The sequence below is a fragment of the Alicyclobacillus sacchari genome (genome assembly GCF_004366795.1).
Lineage (GTDB): Bacteria > Bacillota > Bacilli > Alicyclobacillales > Alicyclobacillaceae > Alicyclobacillus > Alicyclobacillus sacchari.
Map to the genome: position 1 here is coordinate 85,398 of NZ_SORF01000007.1, position 17,433 is coordinate 102,830.

Here is a 17,433-nt window from a genome sequence, read left to right on the forward strand (position 1 = left end):
CTTATCCCCATTTATCCACAACAAACTGTGGAGAACTGCAGTGCTGCTGAAACTTGGCTTGTGTATAATGTCGATTGAGTCATCAACAGGCTTGTGGATAAGCTGGTTGGCGATGTGGATTGCACAAGGGGTGTACATAGATGGACGATACCATTCATGCGGGTACTGATACCGATTCACGGTATGTGGTAGCCACATATCGGTTGCGCGATCGCGCCGATACATTGGAAGCTCGTGCCGAAGGGATTGCCATCGGGCTCACCATCGGCACGTGGACAGATTTGCCGAACGCCCGCAAAGCGCAGGTGGCAGCACATTGCGGTCGCGTGGAAGGGATTCGCGTCATCGACGAAGCGGCGCCAGGAGGCGTGATCGCGGAAATTGACATCGCGTATCCTGTGGCGAATCTGGACACCACCTTCGCGTCATTGCTGACGACTGTCTTTGGCAAGTTGTCGATGGACGGCGAAATTCGTTTACAGCGTTTGCATCTGCCGGAAGACTTGGAGCGTGCATATCCAGGGCCCAAGTTTGGCGTCAGTGGCGTTCGCGAACGCTTTGGCGTATACGGCCGGCCGCTGGTGATGAGTATTTTCAAGGCCTGTGCGGGCCTCACGTTGGATGAGCTGGTGGATCAATTTGGAGAACAGGCGGCTGGTGGGGTCGATCTGGTCAAAGACGATGAGATTTTCTTTAGCGAGGTACATGCCTCTGCCGCTGAGCGCGTTGTGGCGTATCGGGAAAAGGCGCGCGAGGTGGCGGCGCAAACAGGGCGTGAGACAGCATATGCCGTCAATCTGACGGGGCCTGTTCACCAATTGCGCGATAAGGCCAAGCGCCTTGCCGAACTTGGCGCCGGTGCCCTCCTGGTTAACGTCGTTGCCTACGGATTTGACGTCCTTGCCGATCTCGCACGCGATCCCGACATCTCCGTGCCGATATTGGCGCATCCTGCGGTATCCGGGGCTTTGTACGGTTCGCCGAACTACGGCATCGCCGCTGATATCGTTCTGGGTCAACTCATGCGCTTGGCGGGGGCTGACATGGGCATTTTCCCGTCGATGTACGGCAGCGTCACATTGGGAGGCGAGGCGACGGAGCAATTGCTTGCCCATTTGCGTAAGGATGGCGTCCATCGCAAGGTCTTACCCGCACCCTCGGCAGGCATTTACCCGGGGCTCGTTCCGCAGCTGTACCGGGACTTCGGCATCGATTTGATTCTGAACGCAGGCGGTGGTATCCACGGTCACCCGGGTGGTGCAAGTATGGGGGGACAGGCGTTTTTCGATGCCATTTCGGCAGTTCAACAAGGGCAATCACTCCAAGCCGCGGCTGTGGATAAACCGGCTCTTGCCGCCGCCATCGCGAAATGGGGGGCACGGGCGTGACGGTTCATGTCATTTGCGATTTCGACGGCACGATTTCTCAACGCGACATGATCACAGCGATTATGGAGCGATTCGTGCCGAAGGAAAGCCGGCCGATCATCGACGCAGTCAAGGCGGGCCGACAAACGGTCAAGGAAGGCGTCGAAGCGATGTTTGAACTGATCCCGTCAAATCATTACGACGAGGTCGCTCGTTATGCACAGGAGCACACACAAGTTCGGCGAGGTTTTCCACAATTCATCCACACCTGTGTACAACTTGGGTGGAAATTGTCCGTAGTCAGCGGTGGATTCGACTTTTTTGTGATGCCGGTTATCCACAAGTTCTCCACAGATGCTGTGGACATCTATTGTAACCATCTTGATACGAGCGGCCCACGCCTGCGTGTGCAGTGGTCACATCCTTGTGATCAGGCGTGTGAAGGTGGTTGTGGACTTTGTAAACCGAGCGTCATTCGGCAACGAGTTCATTCAGGGGACGGCGTGATCGTCATCGGCGATGGTGTAACGGATTTTAAAGCCGCAAAGATGGCAGATTTCGTGTTTGCGCGGGCTCAACTCTTGAAGCTTGTCGAGGAGCGCAGGATCCCACATCTGCCGTTCGCAACGTTTGACGATATCATAGCTGCTATCGACGACAAGGAGGGGCCACTTCATGCCCACATACAATGAACAGGCGGAGGGCGTGATCGAACTCGCACGCTTTGCGTCGGAAAAAGGTTGGTTGCCTGCAACCAGCGGAAATCTCTCAGTCTTGGTCGAGCGCGATCCCCTTTTATTTGCGATCACGCGCAGCGGTGCGGACAAGCAGCGCTTGACCGATCAGGACGTGTTGCTCGTTGACGCTCACATGCAGGTACAAGGCGATACGCCATATCGACCATCTGCTGAGACGACCGTCCATGTGGCGCTGTATCACAAACTGCCGTGCGGCAGCATCCTGCACGTACACACGGTGTATAATAATTTGGTTAGCGAGCTGTTCGCTCGCCAGGGATATGTCGAGATTGCACATCACGAATTGCTCAAGGCACTTGGCCATTGGGAGGAGAACGCATCTGTAAGAATCCCAATCGTTCCGAATTGGTCGGATTTAAACCAACTCGGTCAAGCTGTGGCGGATGTTGCCCAAGCTGACGTGCCGGCTGTGCTGGTGCGGGCGCATGGCGTGTACGCATTTGGCGAAACGCCGGATGCTGCACGTCGCCACTTGGAGGCTGTGGAGTTCCTTTGTGAGTATGTATATAGGCTGGAGTTGATCCGTGCAGCCGGCTTTGTAGCTCCATAAAACGCCGTATTTGATCCGCCCGCCTCGGCAGATACTAACGCCAAAAGCCGAAGGGCGGTGTGCACATGGGTGCGGAGATGGCGTCTTGGTTTCAGGATGTGGATACGGACACGGTTATATGGATGATCATTTCGTTTTTCATCGTGGTCGCGACAGGTGCTGCCATGATTTATTGGGATCACTTCATGCGGGGACGGGAAAAGGTGTTGCAAGAGGCTCGCATCGACGATCCGCGCTTGTAAGCAAAAAGGCTGCCCCAATCAACGGTATACGTTGGCTTTGGGGCAGCCTTTTTTGCCGCCAGGCACCAAAACAGTTAGTCTTGGCGGCGGAAGCGAAGGTCGACATACGCCCACACGGCGCCAACTCCAACGAGAAATGCAACACCCCAAACCCAGTCGTGGATCACGGCAGTCAACCCCCTTCAAACATAGTTTTCGCTGAATGTAAGGGGGTATGCGATCCGTCATTTGACACGTACGTTGTACCTGCGAAGCCACTCGTTGACTTCATACAGATAGTGGAACATCTGTGCCGTGCCCATGATTTGCCCAAACCAGGGGCGGTGTTCCGACGGCTGTTCACTCATGCGGGCCAATGCGCGTATGGCATTCGCATCGATAAACGGCAGGATGGGGGACGATGAATCGCCTAACATGTCGAGCGCCTTACTGCGAACGAGAGCCAAGTAAGCTGGATTTGGCGTCGAGGGATATGGACTCTTTTTGCGATACAGCGCCTCGTGTGGCAGAAAGTCGGCCATCGCTTGGCGCAACACGCCCTTGACTTCGTTACCGGCCGTTTTCAAGGCCCACGGTATGTTGAATACGTATTCGACGAGGCGATGATCGCAAAACGGTACTCGCACCTCAAGTCCGGAGCCCATGCTCATACGATCCTTGCGATCGAGCAGTGTCGGCATAAACCGCGTGATCGAAAGGTATCCAATCTCGCGTACACGAGCTTCACGCCCCGATTCCCCGGGGAGTCTTGGCACTTCCGACAAGGCTTCAAGATACCTTTCTTGCACGTACTCCTGCGGGCGGATCGCCTGCTTTAACGCGTCGGACATCACGCCCATGCGCTCGTGCAGGCGCAATGACCATGGGAAGGTGTCTGCTGCCAGCGCGTCCTCCCGATGAAACCAAGGATACCCGCCAAACACTTCATCCGCTGCCTCGCCGGACAGGGCGACCGTGACATCTTCTTTGATCCGTCGGCAAAACAGAAAGAGCGATGTGTCAATGTCAGCCATTCCAGGCAAATCCCTGGCCAACAGCGGATCGAGCAAATGCCGTTCAAGATCCGGGGTGTCAAACACGATCCGGTGATGGACGCTCCCGATGTGTTCGGAGATCATCTGCGCCCATGGTCCATCGAGGCTCTTTTGAAACGCGTTCGCCGTAAAGTGCTTCTCCATGTCCTGAAACTCAATGGCGTACGTATGCAAAGGCGGCCTGCCCTTTTTCCGATAGTAGCGTGCGGCAATGGCTGACACCACGCTCGAATCGAGGCCCCCGGACAAGAATGTGGCCAGGGGGACGTCGGATACGAGCTGACGCTCAACTGTGTCGATCATCAGATCTCGCACCGTTTCTACTGTTTTTTCCAACGAGTCGCTGTGCTCGATACTCTGCAATTGCCAATAGCGCTTGGTTTGAATGCCATTCGGAGTACCAATGAGAATATGACCAGGGCGCACTTCCTCGATGCCAACAAAGACCCCGACACCAGGCGTTCGGGCGGGACCGATGGCGAAAATTTCGGCCAGGCCCTGCTCGTCGATCACCGGTTCAATCTCCGGATGACGAAGCAGTGCCTTGAGCTCAGATCCAAAGACGATACCTTGGCCGACACGGCTAATGAAGAGCGGTTTGACACCAAGGCGATCGCGTCCCATGAACAGTCGTTGATTTGCGGCGTCCCAAATGGCGAAAGCAAAGATGCCGTTGAATTTCGATACGCAATCCTCACCCCATGCCACATAGGACACGAGCAGCACTTCTGTGTCGGAATAACCGTGAAATGTGAATCCCTCTGCCAATAACTGTTGCCTGAGATCTTCGGTATTGTACAATTCGCCGTTATAGGCGATGGTGTAGGCGCGTTCTCCAAATCGACGCGTCAACGGTTGTTTACCGCCTTCGGGATCGACGACGACAAGTCGGCGGTGCGCAAAGAGCGCGTGTGGATCTACGAATAGTCCGTCGGCGTCCGGCCCGCGGGCAACAAGTGTGTCACCCATGGCTTTGATGGTTTGCGTTTCCGATGTGAGGTCGCGGTACCAGTCGACCCAACCAGTGAAACCGCACATGCGCTCATCCTCCTTCAGGGAACTGCCCGCCCATGGCGAGGCGAGGCAAAATCTCCATACCTTATGCGTGAAATAGGCGAATGGTGCCTTATGACGGGTGAAATCGCCCAACATCTCGCAAGAGGCGGCGGAACCAGCGTTCCTGGCGGCGTTTGGCACGCTCTTCGATCGCGTCATACAGTCTTCGATCTGGCAGTTGTAAAAACAATTCGTGGCTCGGTTTGCCGAGGCGATCGTTGGTATTGACCTCGAACAGCCAGATGCGTCCATGGCGGTCAAGTCCAAAGTCGATACCGACTTCGTCGAACTCGGCATATGTGTCGAGGACACGGCAGATATCGAGGCTGACACGCCGTAAACGACGCAATACACGGCCGGACAAATCGCGATTTTGATATACTTGTCGGAGAAGCTGTATTGTAGGTAACACTTCGCCGTGACCTGTACCGATATTGGAGACGATACTGTTGACACTGCCAACCCGTGCCAAGTGTCCGGCTACTATCCAAGCGTCGAGATGATCTCGTTGACAGAGTGTCCGAATATCGAACGGACGCCCCGACAAGGTGAGTACAGGCGCTGTCTGCTGAACGATGGTTCGTTCGGGCACGTACATGGTCAATAAAACTGAAAGTAAATCTACAGGATGCGAGAATGCGCGTGATTCACCGTCGCTTGATTCGAATCGCCACAGACCTGAGGCATGCCTGGTGACGCGAGCGATTTGGTTGCCGCCCCACGTCTCAACAGGTTTGATGTACCAACTTGAAAATTGCTCCAAAAGTTGAATGGAGATTTGGGGAAGAAGATAGGTGTTCGGCAAATGAAGGCCATTAAGATGTGCCTCTTGCATAGCCAGGTACATTTGCCATTTGTCCAAAAAGTACCGCTGTTCATCTAGCGTTGGCCTTGGCACCCAGATTCACCTCTCACTTTGCCAACGTATGCTACCGTGCCGAACGATGACCTTGTGGAGGACTGTTCATGCCGATTGTCAATGTCACTGAGCAACTGGCGATGCAAATACTGCAGGACTCAGAGATTTACGATCTGCTCAAGTGCAAATGTGAGCAGTGCATCAGTGATGTACTTGCGATGACGCTCAATCGATTGCCGGCTCGGTACGTGACCACAGACGCGGGACGTGTGTTTGTCAACGTGAACTATTACTTACAACCGCAGTTGCAGTCAGATATTGTGACAGAGTTGACGCGCTCAGCCTTGCAAGTGGCAAACCACCCTCATCACGCACAGACGTCAAAGGCGGCTGATACGCAGTGACGGCGGACGTTGAGTTGCGTCATCGACGTTGGATGCAGGAAGCCTTGGACATGGCGAAGTTGGCGGCAGAGCTCGGTGAGGTGCCGATTGGCGCGATCGTCGTTCGTGACGATACGGTCGTGGGCCGAGGCTTCAACCGCCGGGAAATTTGGCGGGATGGTACGGCGCATGCAGAGATCATTGCACTTCGCGAGGCGAGCCGACGCCTCGGTGGCTGGCGCTTGACAGAATGCGATTTATATGTAACACTAGAGCCCTGTCCCATGTGCGCGGGGGCCATTGTGTTGTCGCGCGTTCGCCACGTGATTTATGGTGCAACCGACCCTAAAGGCGGCGCCATGGAATCGAAAATTCGCCTGTGCGAGCCGGGCTTGTGGAATCATACTCCACAAATTACCTCTGGCGTTTTGCGGGATGAGTGTGCTAATATATTAAGGGATTTCTTCCGGGCTTTGCGCTCGTGAGCATTCCAGAATTCGACCGCGGAGAGATGTCTGAGTGGTCGAAAGAGCTCGCCTCGAAAGCGAGTAGCTCCGCAAGGGGCTCGTGGGTTCGAATCCCACTCTCTCCGCCATGTTTGCGATGTCCGATGGGGCGTAGGTCTTGTCGGACATCGCTATTTCCCTGAGCATACACCTGTTTGAGCGTGGTTTTTGACCAAGCCCTGACTGGGTCCCATGCGGCGAAAACTCCCGAACCGTGTCAGGTCCTGACGGAAGCAGCACTAAGGGAGACCTTTCGGGCGACGTGGGGGTGCCTGGTCGGGGTTTGGTCAAAGATCGCGCTTTTTGCATCTCAGGGCATTGGTGAATCCTCATCAAGTTTGCGCATGGGTGCTCAGTGTCGGCTTCTGTCGAGCGAATGGAAGTTTTGTCGGGCGTGCAGGATTCTCGCTTTCACGTGCGAATAATCCCAGGACAACACTGCACATAGGACAGGTGATTCTGGTGAAAACCCTGCGGAAACCACACAACGCCCGTCGCCACCCCAAGCATACGTTTGACGCGCAATTGCTCAATGCGGGGATCTTCTACCTCTCCAAAGGGCAGGAGCTGTCAGTTCAAAATGATATGGCGAGCGATCTCCTTGGTGTTCCTCGTGGTACCAACCAGGCATTTCCGCTGTCTGAAGCGTTTGACGTCAATTCAGAAGAATACCAGTTTATGGTCCATGTCGTCGAAAATGAATACGAGTATCGAGACGCCATCCTCAAGTGGGAAGTTGGCGGTCTGGTTCGCCACGTGCTGGTCGATACGTTCCACGATGAGGACGAAGACGGTGCTGGCGGCATGTACATTGTGATGAAAGACATGGGGAATTTTGCGCTGCTGAATCAAAACACGCAGCGGGCGGAACGGATCGCGACCGTAGGTCGGCTTGCAGCCGGAATTGCACACGAAATCCGCAATCCGTTAACGACGGTCAAAGGTTTTCTACAGCTGCTTGAACAGCGTCTCAACAGCGGGATGATGGATGAAGAAATCCGCTATGTGCAGGTGATGATGGGGGAAATTGAACGCGTCAACGCGCTTGTCACAGAGCTGCTGTTATTGTCCAAACCGCAGGACATGGAATGGTCGACCTTTGATCTCCAAGGGCTGTTTAGCGAAATTTTGCCGTGGGCCGAGGCTGTCGCTGACGACGCAGGGATTCAGGCGGAGTGTCGGATTGCGGACGGCGTTGCCTTACAGGCGGATCGCAACATGATCCGACAGTTGCTCTTACATTTGGTGAAGAACGCCATTGAGGCGATGGATAAAGGTGGGAAACTGCGCATCGATGCCCGGGAGATCGATGGCAGAGTCGAAATCGAAGTTGCGGATACGGGTCCTGGGATTCCATATTATTTATTTGATCGCATTTTTGATGTATTCTACACGACCAAGGAAAAGGGAACGGGTCTGGGATTGGCCATATGTCAGCGAATTGTTGCCGATCACGGTGGGCAAATCCGGGTGTCATCAAAAGGGTTTGGCACCACGTTCACCGTGTCGTTGCCACTTAAACGTGCGTCATCGTTACATCATTTGGCCGTACGGCGCAGCTGCTGACAGGCCGTGAAAAGGGCTCCCTTCTGTGGTAGTGTAAAACAGAGAGGGGGCCTCGCATGTCGTACCAGGCTTTGTATCGCACCTGGAGGCCGCAAACGTTTGCGGATTTCATCGGTCAGCCGCATGTGCGGCAAACGTTGATGAACGCCTTGCAAAGCGGTAAGATCGCGCACGCGTATCTGTTCTGTGGGCCGCGTGGTACGGGTAAGACAAGCGCGGCAAAATTGTTTGCCAAGGCCGTCAACTGTCTCGCGCCGCGCGGAGTTGAGCCGTGCAACGAATGTACGGCTTGTATCTCCATCACTCGTGGCAACAATGTCGATGTCGAGGAAATCGACGCGGCATCCAACCGCGGTGTGGATGAAATTCGCGAACTGCGTGACAAGGTTCACTACCTGCCTACAAGCGTTCGGAAAAAAGTGTACATTGTCGACGAAGTCCACATGTTGACGACTGAGGCGTTCAATGCGTTGCTAAAAACGCTGGAAGAGCCACCGGCGCATGTGTTGTTTTTGCTCGCAACGACAGAGCCGCACCGGCTTCCCCATACCATCATATCTCGCTGTCAGCGGTTCGACTTTCACCGCATCGCGACAGAGGCCATCGTGAAGCGGCTGCAGGAGGTCGTCTGCCATCAAGATTGGACTGCACAGGACAGTGCACTGTGGAAGTTGGCCGAAGCCGCCGATGGCGGTTTGCGCGATGCACTTGGCCTCTTGGAACAGGCAGCCGCCTTTGGCCAAGGTGAGATCGACGACGAGGTGGTGGCGAACGTCGTCGGTGGGGTCGATACGGCAGGGCTTCTCGCGTTGGTTTCTGATCTTGCCGGACAACAGCACCTTGATGCTCTGCGCCGCCTGGGCGCCTGGTATGCAGCGGGGAAGGATGCGACCCGCATTGTTCACGACTTGTTGCAAGTCCTTCGCGATTTGTTTATCGTCAAGCTGTCGCCGACGGACGATGCGCTGGGCGGGAAGCCGACAGCGCCATACCGAGCGGTGACCGAGAGCAACCGCGTGACGAGCGAGTGGTTGCTTGGAGCTGTGCACAAGCTTGGTGAACTCTATACGCAGTTGCGCTATCTTGACCAACCTCGGCTTGCGCTTGAAGCTGCATTGCTGAGCATGGTCTTGCCGAGTGCGGCAGCGGTGACACCGCAAACGCCTGTTCAAGCTTCTGCGCAAGTGGCGTCGCAAGCGCCGATGAGTTCAACGGCATCGCAGTTTGCAGCGCAGACGGCCACCACTGGGGTGCAGATGGCTTCCGTCAACGAAACGTCACTCCAGCCTGGGGCGCGCAACCGGGGCCAGCAGACACAGACGGCTCGTGCCACAAGGCGCGCAGCGGGGCCGGATCGGAAACGGGAGACGCTGGCACGCCTGTATGCCGAACGCAGCCCCGACGTCGAGGCGATGGTTCGCGAGCGTTGGCCGGACGTACTGCATAAGGTCAAGGCGGATCGGATTCAGACGCATGCTTGGCTGGCCCATGGCGACGTCGCATTTGTGACGGAACGCGCCGTTGTCATGTCGTTTCTCAGTCGGATCCACCGTGAAGCCGTGATGAAGCCTGCGGATAGGCAGACGATTGAAGCGGCGTTTCAGGTGATTTTAGAGCGGGATATGCAGTTGTTTGCCTTGTTGAAGGCAGATTGGGACGAGTATCTGGCATCGTTGACGGACGCGGCTCCCCCTGAACCTGGCACAGCCGAAGAGCCGAATTTGGTCGAACTGGCCGTACGGCTATTTGGACCTGATAAAGTAGTGACTACGGAAGATGAGGGATCGACGGAATGAAAAATATGAATCAATTGATGCGGCAAGCGAAAAAGATGCAAGAGGAGCTGCTCAAGGCGCAAGAGGCCTTGGGTGAGCAGATTGTCGAAGGCACGGCGGGAGGCGGTGCGGTGAAAATCGCCATGAATGGGCATAAGGAGATTACGGGCGTTTCCATCAGCCCTGACGTGGTGACGCCGGAGGATGTCGACATGTTGCAAGACCTCATTATGGCGGCGTTCCAGGATGCATCGACGAAGGTGAACGAACTCACGGAACAAACGATGGGCAAGTATACCAAGGGAATGAACATCCCGGGGTTGTTCTGAGATGTGGGGTTACCCGGAACCGCTGGCAAGGGTCATTGAGCAGTTCATGAAGCTTCCCGGTATCGGCCCCAAGACCGCAGCCAGGCTGGCATTTCACGTGATGACTATGGAGGAGACGGACGTGCTCGCATTCGCCAAGGCCCTGCAGGACGTGAAGACCCAGCTCACCGAGTGTGCCATATGCTGCAACATCACGGAGTCGTCCCCGTGCTCCATCTGTCAGGATCCGCGCCGGGACAAGCTCGTCATTTGTGTCGTCCAAGAGCCGAAAGATGTCATGGCCATGGAGAGGACACACGAGTACAATGGCACGTATCACGTTCTGCACGGTGCCATCTCGCCGATGGAGGGCATCGGTCCGCAGGACATTCGCATCAAGGAGCTGGTTGTGCGCGTGGGCGAAGGAGACATCGACGAGGTCATTTTGGCGACCAACCCGAATGTCGAGGGCGAGGCCACGGCGATGTATATCTCGCGCCTGCTCAAGCCGTTTCATGTCAAGATCACGCGTATTGCGCATGGCTTGCCAGTTGGCGGCGATTTGGAGTATGCGGACGAGGTCACCCTCGCCAAGGCGCTCGAGGGCCGGCGAGCTTTGTGAGCAATCGGGTACAAAAAGACAAACTGTATCAAACGGAATCCAGGCGGCCGCTGGCCGCCTTTTTTGCGTTCCCGGCGTCCAGATGTTTATAACCATCCAGTCATATTCGCCGTTTCTCCCGCCTATGATGTACTAACTTGGACAAGGGAGGGACTGGACCGTGACGCACTCGGAAACCAGACCAGTCGCCGTGGACGGTGCGACAAGGACACCCATGTTGCCCGTGGCAGCGAAAGCAAATCACGCCCCGCACGCCGATCACGATGCCGTCCTTAGCAGACACGACCTCGATATTGATCCTATCAATCCTGAGAAATTTCTGCGTGAAATCCTGAAGAGCCATCGCGAGTTGGAAATTGCCCGCAGGCAATTTGAATACGTCTCTGATCCGCTCTTGATTGATCACATTGTGTTCCGCATCGGGGCCGCCGAGCGCCAGTTGAACTACTTGTTTCGACTTGCGCGGGAACATGGGATCTCATTTGACGGACAGCAATGGGACTGGACGTCGGACGAATGGCGGATCGATTAGCGGATGGCTTGGACGACGCCAAGGGATCCTGCACTGGTGCGGGGAGGTGATGCAAGTGCACATTTCATCGGTATGGCTTTGGGGTGGAGCTATTGTACTTGGGGTGCTCATCGTCAGTCAATTCTTTCAGCAGCCGGGCAGGGCGGCGTGGCGTATCGTTCGCAACGTCGCCCTTGGTTGCTTGTTTGTCTTCGCCGTCGATTGGATTGGCAGCTACCTGCACTTCCACGTTCCATTTAACCCTGTCACAGCTTTGACCGCAGGTATTCTCGGTGTACCTGGTGTGGCTGCGTTGGTTGCGATGAAATTATGGATATTTGCGTGAGCGAATGGTGCCGCTGCGGCGGGGTTTCCGAAAGCGCCGACCAAATCGGGCCAGGTAGCGACCAACGCCAGGAACGCTCCGCAGTTCATCGTCGCCGAGAGCGCCGGATCGAACAATGAGCAGGAGATAGAGGAGCGCGCCGACGCCGCCTGCTACGAGCAGCTGCACAATGGCGCAAAGCCGCCAAGGCGCTGTCGGCAAAACGGTCGTATATGCCCAGTGAATGAACCGGTTGACCCCAAACATGATTGCGGCGACAACGAGCGATGCCCGGAAAAACGGGCTCATCAATCGTCTCACCGAAAAGTATACCTGGCTGTATTTGCGGACAGCCGCGATGTTCAACAGCGATGAGAACAGATAGCCAATGGTGGTGGCGAGTGCAGCGCCAATCACCGAGTGTGTACCCAGGATGAGTATAAAGTTGAGGGCCGTCTTGATGGCCACGCCGATGAACATGTTGCGTACCGGCCGGTACATTTTGCCGAGACCCTGTAAGATGTACGTGGATATGAGCTCCATGCTCGCAAAGATGCTCATAAACGACACCGTCGAGATAATGGCCGATCCCGCCGTTGTTCCGAACAGTGCCTCGTTAATCGGTCGGCTTAACACGAGCAATGCCGCAGACGTCGGGAAGCTCATGAGAAACATACTGCGCAGCGTGAACACAATACTGCCCTGTAATTCTTGATGACTGCGCTTGGCTCTGGCAGCCGATACTGCGGGCAGCACAGAGACGCCGATGGCGTAGGCGAACGCCATCGGCAACATGACTAAATACATAGCTTGCCGCGTTAGAATGCCGTAATTGGCCACTGCTTGCAAATAACTTTGCCCAGTTGCCTGAAGTAGGTTGGTAACAGTCCAAGAGTCTACGAGATTCGCGATTGGCACGACCAGGCCACCAAGGCTGACCGGCAGCGCCAGTCGATACACCATGCGCAGAATTTGCCCGTCGCGAAACGGGCTGTCCTCATATCCATAGGCGCGTTCCTTGCGCCGCAACTTCCAAGCAAAGCCAATGAGCAACAGAAGTCCTGCGACGCCCCCCACAAATCCACCGAACGTGGCTGCCGCAGCCCCATCCACGGCGCGATCGCGATGCCAGACGTCGACAACCAGATAGGCTCCGACCACCATCGCAATGACGCGAAAGAGTTGTTCAAAAGTCTGCGAGTACGCGGGGCCCTCCAGCTTCTGAAAGCCTTGCAAGTAGCCTCGCAAACCGCTCATTGCGGGCACGACGAGGAGCATCAAGGATACGGCTCGAATGGACGGCACGTTTTGCGCCATCGACGCCTGTCCGCTTTTGAGCGAAATGACGTGGGCGAACATGGGTGCGCCAAACCACATGATGAGAAACGCGCAGATGCTAAAGACCAACAGCGATCTCATCGTCACGCGGTAGATGTGTTCGACAACCGGCCGTTCGCCGTTGGCACGTCGTTCACTGATCAATTTCCCCATGGCCAGCGGAAAGCCGGCTGTCGCCAACTGCTGAAGGATATTGTAAATGGCGTACGCATTTCCGTAGATGCCGTTTCCGGTCTGACCAATGATGGCAGTTACCGGAATGATCCAAACAAGCCCTAAAACTTTGGCGAGGGCGACACAAATCACATAGAGAGAGGCTCCGCGGGCGAGGCTGGACGTTCCCGGTCGACTCACCTCTCCACCTCCATTTCGATGAGATTATAGCACAGCCCGAAAATCACCGCGGAAAGCCACCATTCGGTGCAGAAACAAGGACTGGCCATGCACATAAGGTGTCTGAGAAGACCGGGGGTGGCGACGTGTGACAATCGCAACGATATTGACGCTACTAGGGCTTGGTATTGCGGCAAACTTGGATAATGCGGGCGTCGGTATTGCATACGGCGTGCGGCGAATTCAAATTTCCACAATCGCAAATCTGCTTATCGCGGCCATCAGCGGCGTCGCGACACTTTTATCTGGTTGGGTGGGCAATACCGTGAGCCGTTATGTTCACCCACAGATTTCAAACTGGTTAGGCGCCGTCGTCATTATGGCGGTGGGTATTTGGGTCATCACAGAGCCCATCCGCTCGCGGCGCAAGCGGCGCCGCCGAAATAGCGGCGTGATTGGGCGGATTCTGGACGATCCTGCTGCGGCTGACTTCGACAATTCGCAATCGATCAGTTTGACAGAAGCGTCGATCCTTGGTGTTGCGCTTGCGTTGAATGCATTTGCAGGTGGTTTTGACGCAGGCGTGACGCATTTGAGCATTTGGGCAACGGTCGCATCGGTGACGGTGTTTTCCTTTATCCTACTGGGTCTCGCCGCTTATCTCGGCCGCCGTTACGCAGCACAGGCTTTGGGTGATAAGGCGACGTACATTGCGGGAGTCTTGCTGATTCTGATTGGCATCCACCAGGTGTGGTAGGTATGGGCAAGAGCAAATTGAGACAAACTAGAACAAGGGACATTCACCGTGTTGTCGGTATAGAGCGAAGAAGGTGATGTATGATGATGGATCCAGTGGAAAGTATGCAGCCGCCGCTGGCGGAATGCATCATCTGTCACAAATCAAAGTTGTATGGCATACACGTTTGTGGCCAATTAATCTGTCTTGATTGTGAGCGCGCGATTGTCCATTCCAACGTCGAGGACGAGGCGTATGCGCACTATGTCGAGGGAATGAAACGTATTTGGTTGTCTGCGTTGTCGTTATAGCATGCGAGATTTCCAAACATAATCATGGAGGGCGCACGTCGGAAAACGGTGGAGAAAACGAATCTCGCCGCTTCGAGGTGCGTTTTTCGCGTAAATATGGTGGGCATGCGCTTTGATACATATATGGTGTACCCTTGTAACTTGCCATGCATCGCTTCGGACGATGTCGCTTTTCTTCATATGCTACTATATGGGCAGATGTTTTCTGCGTTAAGAAGGAGAGATTCGGCGTGACGAAAGTCATTTGGCCGTTATGGGGCGTCGTCTATGCTTTGGCAAGCGTCGTCACCTTTGTGGCGCTCGTGCGGTATGAGTGGAAAAAAAGGCGTTGATTCATGGCGTGGGTTCTGGAAGAGCGGTGGCTCCATCATTCGTACAGGAGCGTGCAAGGCCTGCGCTGATCGTGGAGAGGAGAACGAGTGCGTTGCTGGATCACATTTGGGGGTACGGCGGTCGCCTGGGTCATACTCCAATTCTCGATGCGTTGGAGAGGCATGCTAAGGTCGAACGGACGTCGCTGCATGTACCGGGTCATCACAGTGGTCGCCTGTTTTACGACGGTTTGTCCCCCTGGCTTGGCCAAGCATTGCGCATCGATCTGACGGAACTACCCGGATTGGACAACCTGCATGCGGCAGAGGGCTGCATTCTCGAGTCCGAGCGGTTGACCGCGACCCATTATGGCGCTGACGCCACTTACTTTAGCGTCAACGGCGCGACAGCATGTATGATGGCCGCGATTCGAGCGTGTGTGACGCCGAAGCGGAGGCGGGTTATCCTGCTGGGCCCCTGTCATGTCAGTGTTTGGCGCGGCCTTGTGCATGCGGACGCAGAACCGGTGTGGCTGCCATCTCCTTGGCGATCGGACTTGCAGGCTTTTGAGTGCCCGCATCCAGATGCGCTGTACACGGCCCTAAAGAAGCATTCCCATGTCGCCTGTGTCGTGGTCACATCGCCGACATACCAAGGCTTTGTCGCAGACGTCGCGGGCCTTGCTGCCGCTTGTCACGACGCAGGTGTACCGCTTGTTGTAGATGAAGCGCACGGGGCTCACTTTGGACTTCACCCGATGCTTCCACCGCATAGCGTTTCGCAGGGAGCAGATATCGTCATTCAGAGTCCACACAAGACGTTGCCCTGTTTGACACAGGCGGCATGGGTACATGTGACAGGTGATGCGGCACGGTGTCGCGCGGTTCGCGATGCGCTCAGCTTCTTGCAAACCACCAGTCCGTCCTATCTGTTGCTTGCCTCGCTCGACGCGGCTCAGGCCTGGTTGACTTCCGGACGCGATACGGTGGAGGCCACGCTAGCGACACTTGCAAAGTTCCGGGAACTCGAGCCAAATCGGGATCCGATGCGCGTTTGGATACCTACGGGCGATTTTGCGGCCAGCCAGCGGTTGGCGGATGGGCTGACTAGACATGGGATGTTTCTCGAATACGCTGATGCGGCGGGGGCCCTCGCCATTTTCGGCTTTGGTCAACACGAGCGCGAATTGGCCAAGTTCTTTGCCGTCTTGCGCAATTGGCAGGAATCTGAAGCATGGCCGATGGTGCGTCGTCATACGGATAGTCTCGAGGCCTTGTACGAACTCGGTACGAGCGAGCATGCGCTGTGCCCGCGCCAGGTTGACGAGACGACGGGTCGGATGGTGCCACTTGCACAGGCGGCAGGTCGCGTGCTCAAGCGCGCGATCGCGCCCTATCCACCGGGCGTTCCGGCGCTTTGGCCGGGGCAGACCTTGAGTGGGGATGCGGTCGCCATCCTTATGCGTTTGCGGGCGACAGGACAGACGCTGATTGGCCTCGAACTGGAGGATCAGATTGAGGTGTGCGATGACTGACAGACGAGGGAGATTCATCACGTTCGAGGGCATCGACGGGGCTGGCAAGACGACGCAGATTGAGCGGCTGGCCGGGTGGCTGGAGGAACAGGGACGGCGGGTCGTCTGCACGCGCGAGCCTGGAGGGACGCGCATCGGCGACGCGGTCCGGGCAGTGCTGCTCAACCCCGAACATACTGAGATGACGGCACGGACCGAGGTACTCTTGTACGCGGCTTCGCGAGCGCAACTAGTTGACCAAATCATTCGGCCGGCGATAGAGGATGGGGCCGTTGTGCTGTGTGATCGGTTCGTCGATGCCTCGGTCGCATACCAAGGGGCTGGGCTTCGGATTGGCGAACAGGCTGTGCGTGAGGTGAACACGTTTGCGCTGGGAAATCTGATGCCCGACTTAACCTTGTGGTTTGATATCGACTGGGCGCAGGCAAGTGAACGCCTCTTGGCAAGGCGCGGGGCGGGAAGACTGGATCGGATTGAGCAACGTGGCAGGGATTTTTTCGATCGCGTCGCAAACGCCTTTCGTGTACTGCAGACCACGGAACCTCGGCGTATCCAGCGGATCGACGCGCGTCGCGATGTCGAAACGATTCAGCAGGAAATCCGGCGGATCGTATGGAATCACATCAACAACGACTTGGAATAGGCGGGTGACCCCCATGAAGTTGATGATCGCAGTCGTACAGGACAAGGACAGTGCAAAGTTGGCACAAAACTTGGTAAAAGAAAATATCAGGGCGACCAAACTGGCTTCGACAGGCGGATTCCTTCACGCGGGCAACACCACGTTCTTGATTGGTATCGAGGATCACATGGTGGATCGCGTCAAGAGCATTATTCAGCAGTCCTGTAAGGCGCGGGAACAGGTCGTGGCCCCGATGTCGCCGATGGGCGCCAGCATGGAGTCGTACATTCCCTACCCGGTCAATGTCCAGGTTGGTGGTGCGACGGTATTTGTTCTTGACATCGAGCAGTTTGACCAGTTTTGACGGACCGCCAAAGAAAGTTGG

20 protein-coding genes, 1 tRNA gene and 1 other RNA gene are annotated in these 17,433 nt (G+C 55.8%); 19 read left to right on the forward strand and 3 right to left on the reverse strand.

Going from position 1 to position 17,433, the window contains the following annotated elements:
- Window positions 1-140: 140 nt before the first annotated feature.
- The 4 genes from C7445_RS08595 (at window position 141) to C7445_RS14600 (ending at window position 2,917) form a co-directional block, all read left to right on the forward strand.
- Window positions 141-1,388, forward strand: a complete 1,248-nt coding sequence (locus C7445_RS08595) for a 2,3-diketo-5-methylthiopentyl-1-phosphate enolase (protein WP_134159658.1) — start codon at window positions 141-143, stop codon at window positions 1,386-1,388.
- Window positions 1,385-2,059 (forward strand): MtnX-like HAD-IB family phosphatase, encoded by a 675-nt coding sequence (locus C7445_RS08600; protein ID WP_134159659.1) that lies wholly within the window; start codon window positions 1,385-1,387, stop codon window positions 2,057-2,059. The genes C7445_RS08595 and C7445_RS08600 overlap by 4 nt, the downstream gene beginning before the upstream one ends.
- On the forward strand, window positions 2,043-2,675 hold the full coding sequence (mtnB, locus tag C7445_RS08605) for a methylthioribulose 1-phosphate dehydratase (protein WP_134159660.1): 633 nt from the start codon (window positions 2,043-2,045) through the stop codon (window positions 2,673-2,675). The genes C7445_RS08600 and mtnB overlap by 17 nt, the downstream gene beginning before the upstream one ends.
- Before the next feature lie 65 nt (window positions 2,676-2,740).
- Entirely contained in the window at window positions 2,741-2,917 is a 177-nt protein-coding gene (locus C7445_RS14600; RefSeq protein WP_208320872.1) for a hypothetical protein, read from the forward strand.
- A gap of 224 nt (window positions 2,918-3,141) precedes the next feature.
- Here the strand turns inward: C7445_RS14600 and asnB are convergent, their stop codons facing one another.
- Window positions 3,142-4,989: an asparagine synthase (glutamine-hydrolyzing) gene (gene asnB, locus C7445_RS08610; RefSeq protein WP_134159661.1), complete on the reverse strand. Its 1,848-nt coding sequence runs from the start codon at window positions 4,987-4,989 to the stop codon at window positions 3,142-3,144.
- A gap of 88 nt (window positions 4,990-5,077) precedes the next feature.
- Window positions 5,078-5,905 carry a YheC/YheD family protein gene (locus tag C7445_RS08615; RefSeq protein ID WP_134159662.1) on the reverse strand — a complete coding sequence of 276 codons (828 nt, stop codon included), beginning with the start codon at window positions 5,903-5,905 and terminating at the stop codon, window positions 5,078-5,080.
- A 68-nt stretch (window positions 5,906-5,973) separates the two neighbouring features.
- Here C7445_RS08615 and C7445_RS08620 point away from each other — a divergent pair, with 68 nt between their 5' ends.
- The 10 genes from C7445_RS08620 (at window position 5,974) to C7445_RS08665 (ending at window position 11,883) form a co-directional block, all read left to right on the forward strand.
- Complete coding sequence (locus tag C7445_RS08620; protein WP_134159663.1) at window positions 5,974-6,270, forward strand: late competence development ComFB family protein; 297 nt, start codon at window positions 5,974-5,976, stop codon at window positions 6,268-6,270.
- Window positions 6,267-6,734, forward strand: coding sequence for a tRNA adenosine(34) deaminase TadA (gene tadA, locus C7445_RS08625; protein ID WP_279586210.1), 468 nt, complete (start codon window positions 6,267-6,269; stop codon window positions 6,732-6,734). Before C7445_RS08620 ends, tadA begins: the two co-directional genes overlap by 4 nt.
- A 20-nt stretch (window positions 6,735-6,754) precedes the next feature.
- Window positions 6,755-6,844 (forward strand) — tRNA-Ser (locus tag C7445_RS08630).
- A gap of 11 nt (window positions 6,845-6,855) precedes the next feature.
- An RNA gene (gene ffs, locus C7445_RS15000) (signal recognition particle sRNA large type) lies at window positions 6,856-7,078 on the forward strand.
- Between the two features lie 139 nt (window positions 7,079-7,217).
- Window positions 7,218-8,321, forward strand: a complete 1,104-nt coding sequence (locus tag C7445_RS08640; RefSeq protein ID WP_243835074.1) for a two-component system sensor histidine kinase NtrB — start codon at window positions 7,218-7,220, stop codon at window positions 8,319-8,321.
- A 56-nt stretch (window positions 8,322-8,377) separates the two neighbouring features.
- Window positions 8,378-10,117 carry a DNA polymerase III subunit gamma/tau gene (dnaX, locus tag C7445_RS08645; RefSeq protein WP_134159665.1) on the forward strand — a complete coding sequence of 580 codons (1,740 nt, stop codon included), beginning with the start codon at window positions 8,378-8,380 and terminating at the stop codon, window positions 10,115-10,117.
- Complete coding sequence (locus C7445_RS08650) at window positions 10,114-10,425, forward strand: YbaB/EbfC family nucleoid-associated protein (protein ID WP_134159666.1); 312 nt, start codon at window positions 10,114-10,116, stop codon at window positions 10,423-10,425. Before dnaX ends, C7445_RS08650 begins: the two co-directional genes overlap by 4 nt.
- 1 nt (window position 10,426) lies before the next feature.
- Window positions 10,427-11,026: a recombination mediator RecR gene (recR, locus tag C7445_RS08655; RefSeq protein WP_134159667.1), complete on the forward strand. Its 600-nt coding sequence runs from the start codon at window positions 10,427-10,429 to the stop codon at window positions 11,024-11,026.
- A 160-nt stretch (window positions 11,027-11,186) separates the two neighbouring features.
- Window positions 11,187-11,558, forward strand: a complete 372-nt coding sequence (locus C7445_RS08660; protein WP_243835075.1) for a YaaL family protein — start codon at window positions 11,187-11,189, stop codon at window positions 11,556-11,558.
- Window positions 11,559-11,607: 49 nt separating this feature from the next.
- Entirely contained in the window at window positions 11,608-11,883 is a 276-nt protein-coding gene (locus tag C7445_RS08665) for a pro-sigmaK processing inhibitor BofA family protein (RefSeq protein WP_134159668.1), read from the forward strand.
- Here the strand turns inward: C7445_RS08665 and C7445_RS08670 are convergent.
- Window positions 11,866-13,554 carry a putative polysaccharide biosynthesis protein gene (locus C7445_RS08670; RefSeq protein WP_134159669.1) on the reverse strand — a complete coding sequence of 563 codons (1,689 nt, stop codon included), beginning with the start codon at window positions 13,552-13,554 and terminating at the stop codon, window positions 11,866-11,868. The two genes, C7445_RS08665 and C7445_RS08670, sit on opposite strands and share 18 nt — an antisense overlap.
- 127 nt (window positions 13,555-13,681) lie before the next feature.
- Here C7445_RS08670 and ytaF point away from each other — a divergent pair, with 127 nt between their 5' ends.
- From ytaF to C7445_RS08695, 5 genes are all read left to right on the forward strand, one after another.
- A complete protein-coding gene (ytaF, locus tag C7445_RS08675) occupies window positions 13,682-14,290 on the forward strand; it encodes a sporulation membrane protein YtaF (protein ID WP_134159670.1) in 609 nt (202 codons plus the stop codon).
- A gap of 104 nt (window positions 14,291-14,394) precedes the next feature.
- Window positions 14,395-14,580, forward strand: coding sequence for a sigma factor G inhibitor Gin (locus C7445_RS08680; RefSeq protein ID WP_243835088.1), 186 nt, complete (start codon window positions 14,395-14,397; stop codon window positions 14,578-14,580).
- Window positions 14,581-15,004: 424 nt separating this feature from the next.
- Entirely contained in the window at window positions 15,005-16,426 is a 1,422-nt protein-coding gene (locus C7445_RS08685) for an aminotransferase class I/II-fold pyridoxal phosphate-dependent enzyme (RefSeq protein ID WP_243835076.1), read from the forward strand.
- Entirely contained in the window at window positions 16,419-17,069 is a 651-nt protein-coding gene (tmk, locus tag C7445_RS08690; protein WP_134159672.1) for a dTMP kinase, read from the forward strand. Before C7445_RS08685 ends, tmk begins: the two co-directional genes overlap by 8 nt.
- Window positions 17,070-17,082: 13 nt before the next feature.
- Window positions 17,083-17,412: a cyclic-di-AMP receptor gene (locus C7445_RS08695; RefSeq protein ID WP_134159673.1), complete on the forward strand. Its 330-nt coding sequence runs from the start codon at window positions 17,083-17,085 to the stop codon at window positions 17,410-17,412.
- Window positions 17,413-17,433: the final 21 nt, after the last annotated feature.

Coding starts and splice junctions, on each gene's coding strand:
- C7445_RS08595 (WP_134159658.1), top strand. CDS start 141: ATGGACGATACCATTCATGCGGGTACTGATACCGATTCACGGTATGTG.
- mtnB (WP_134159660.1), top strand. CDS start 2,043: ATGCCCACATACAATGAACAGGCGGAGGGCGTGATCGAACTCGCACGC.
- C7445_RS14600 (WP_208320872.1), top strand. CDS start 2,741: ATGGGTGCGGAGATGGCGTCTTGGTTTCAGGATGTGGATACGGACACG.
- asnB (WP_134159661.1), bottom strand. CDS start 4,989: ATGTGCGGTTTCACTGGTTGGGTCGACTGGTACCGCGACCTCACATCG.
- C7445_RS08620 (WP_134159663.1), top strand. CDS start 5,974: ATGCCGATTGTCAATGTCACTGAGCAACTGGCGATGCAAATACTGCAG.
- dnaX (WP_134159665.1), top strand. CDS start 8,378: ATGTCGTACCAGGCTTTGTATCGCACCTGGAGGCCGCAAACGTTTGCG.
- C7445_RS08650 (WP_134159666.1), top strand. CDS start 10,114: ATGAAAAATATGAATCAATTGATGCGGCAAGCGAAAAAGATGCAAGAG.
- recR (WP_134159667.1), top strand. CDS start 10,427: ATGTGGGGTTACCCGGAACCGCTGGCAAGGGTCATTGAGCAGTTCATG.
- C7445_RS08665 (WP_134159668.1), top strand. CDS start 11,608: ATGCAAGTGCACATTTCATCGGTATGGCTTTGGGGTGGAGCTATTGTA.
- C7445_RS08680 (WP_243835088.1), top strand. CDS start 14,395: ATGCAGCCGCCGCTGGCGGAATGCATCATCTGTCACAAATCAAAGTTG.
- tmk (WP_134159672.1), top strand. CDS start 16,419: ATGACTGACAGACGAGGGAGATTCATCACGTTCGAGGGCATCGACGGG.
- C7445_RS08695 (WP_134159673.1), top strand. CDS start 17,083: ATGAAGTTGATGATCGCAGTCGTACAGGACAAGGACAGTGCAAAGTTG.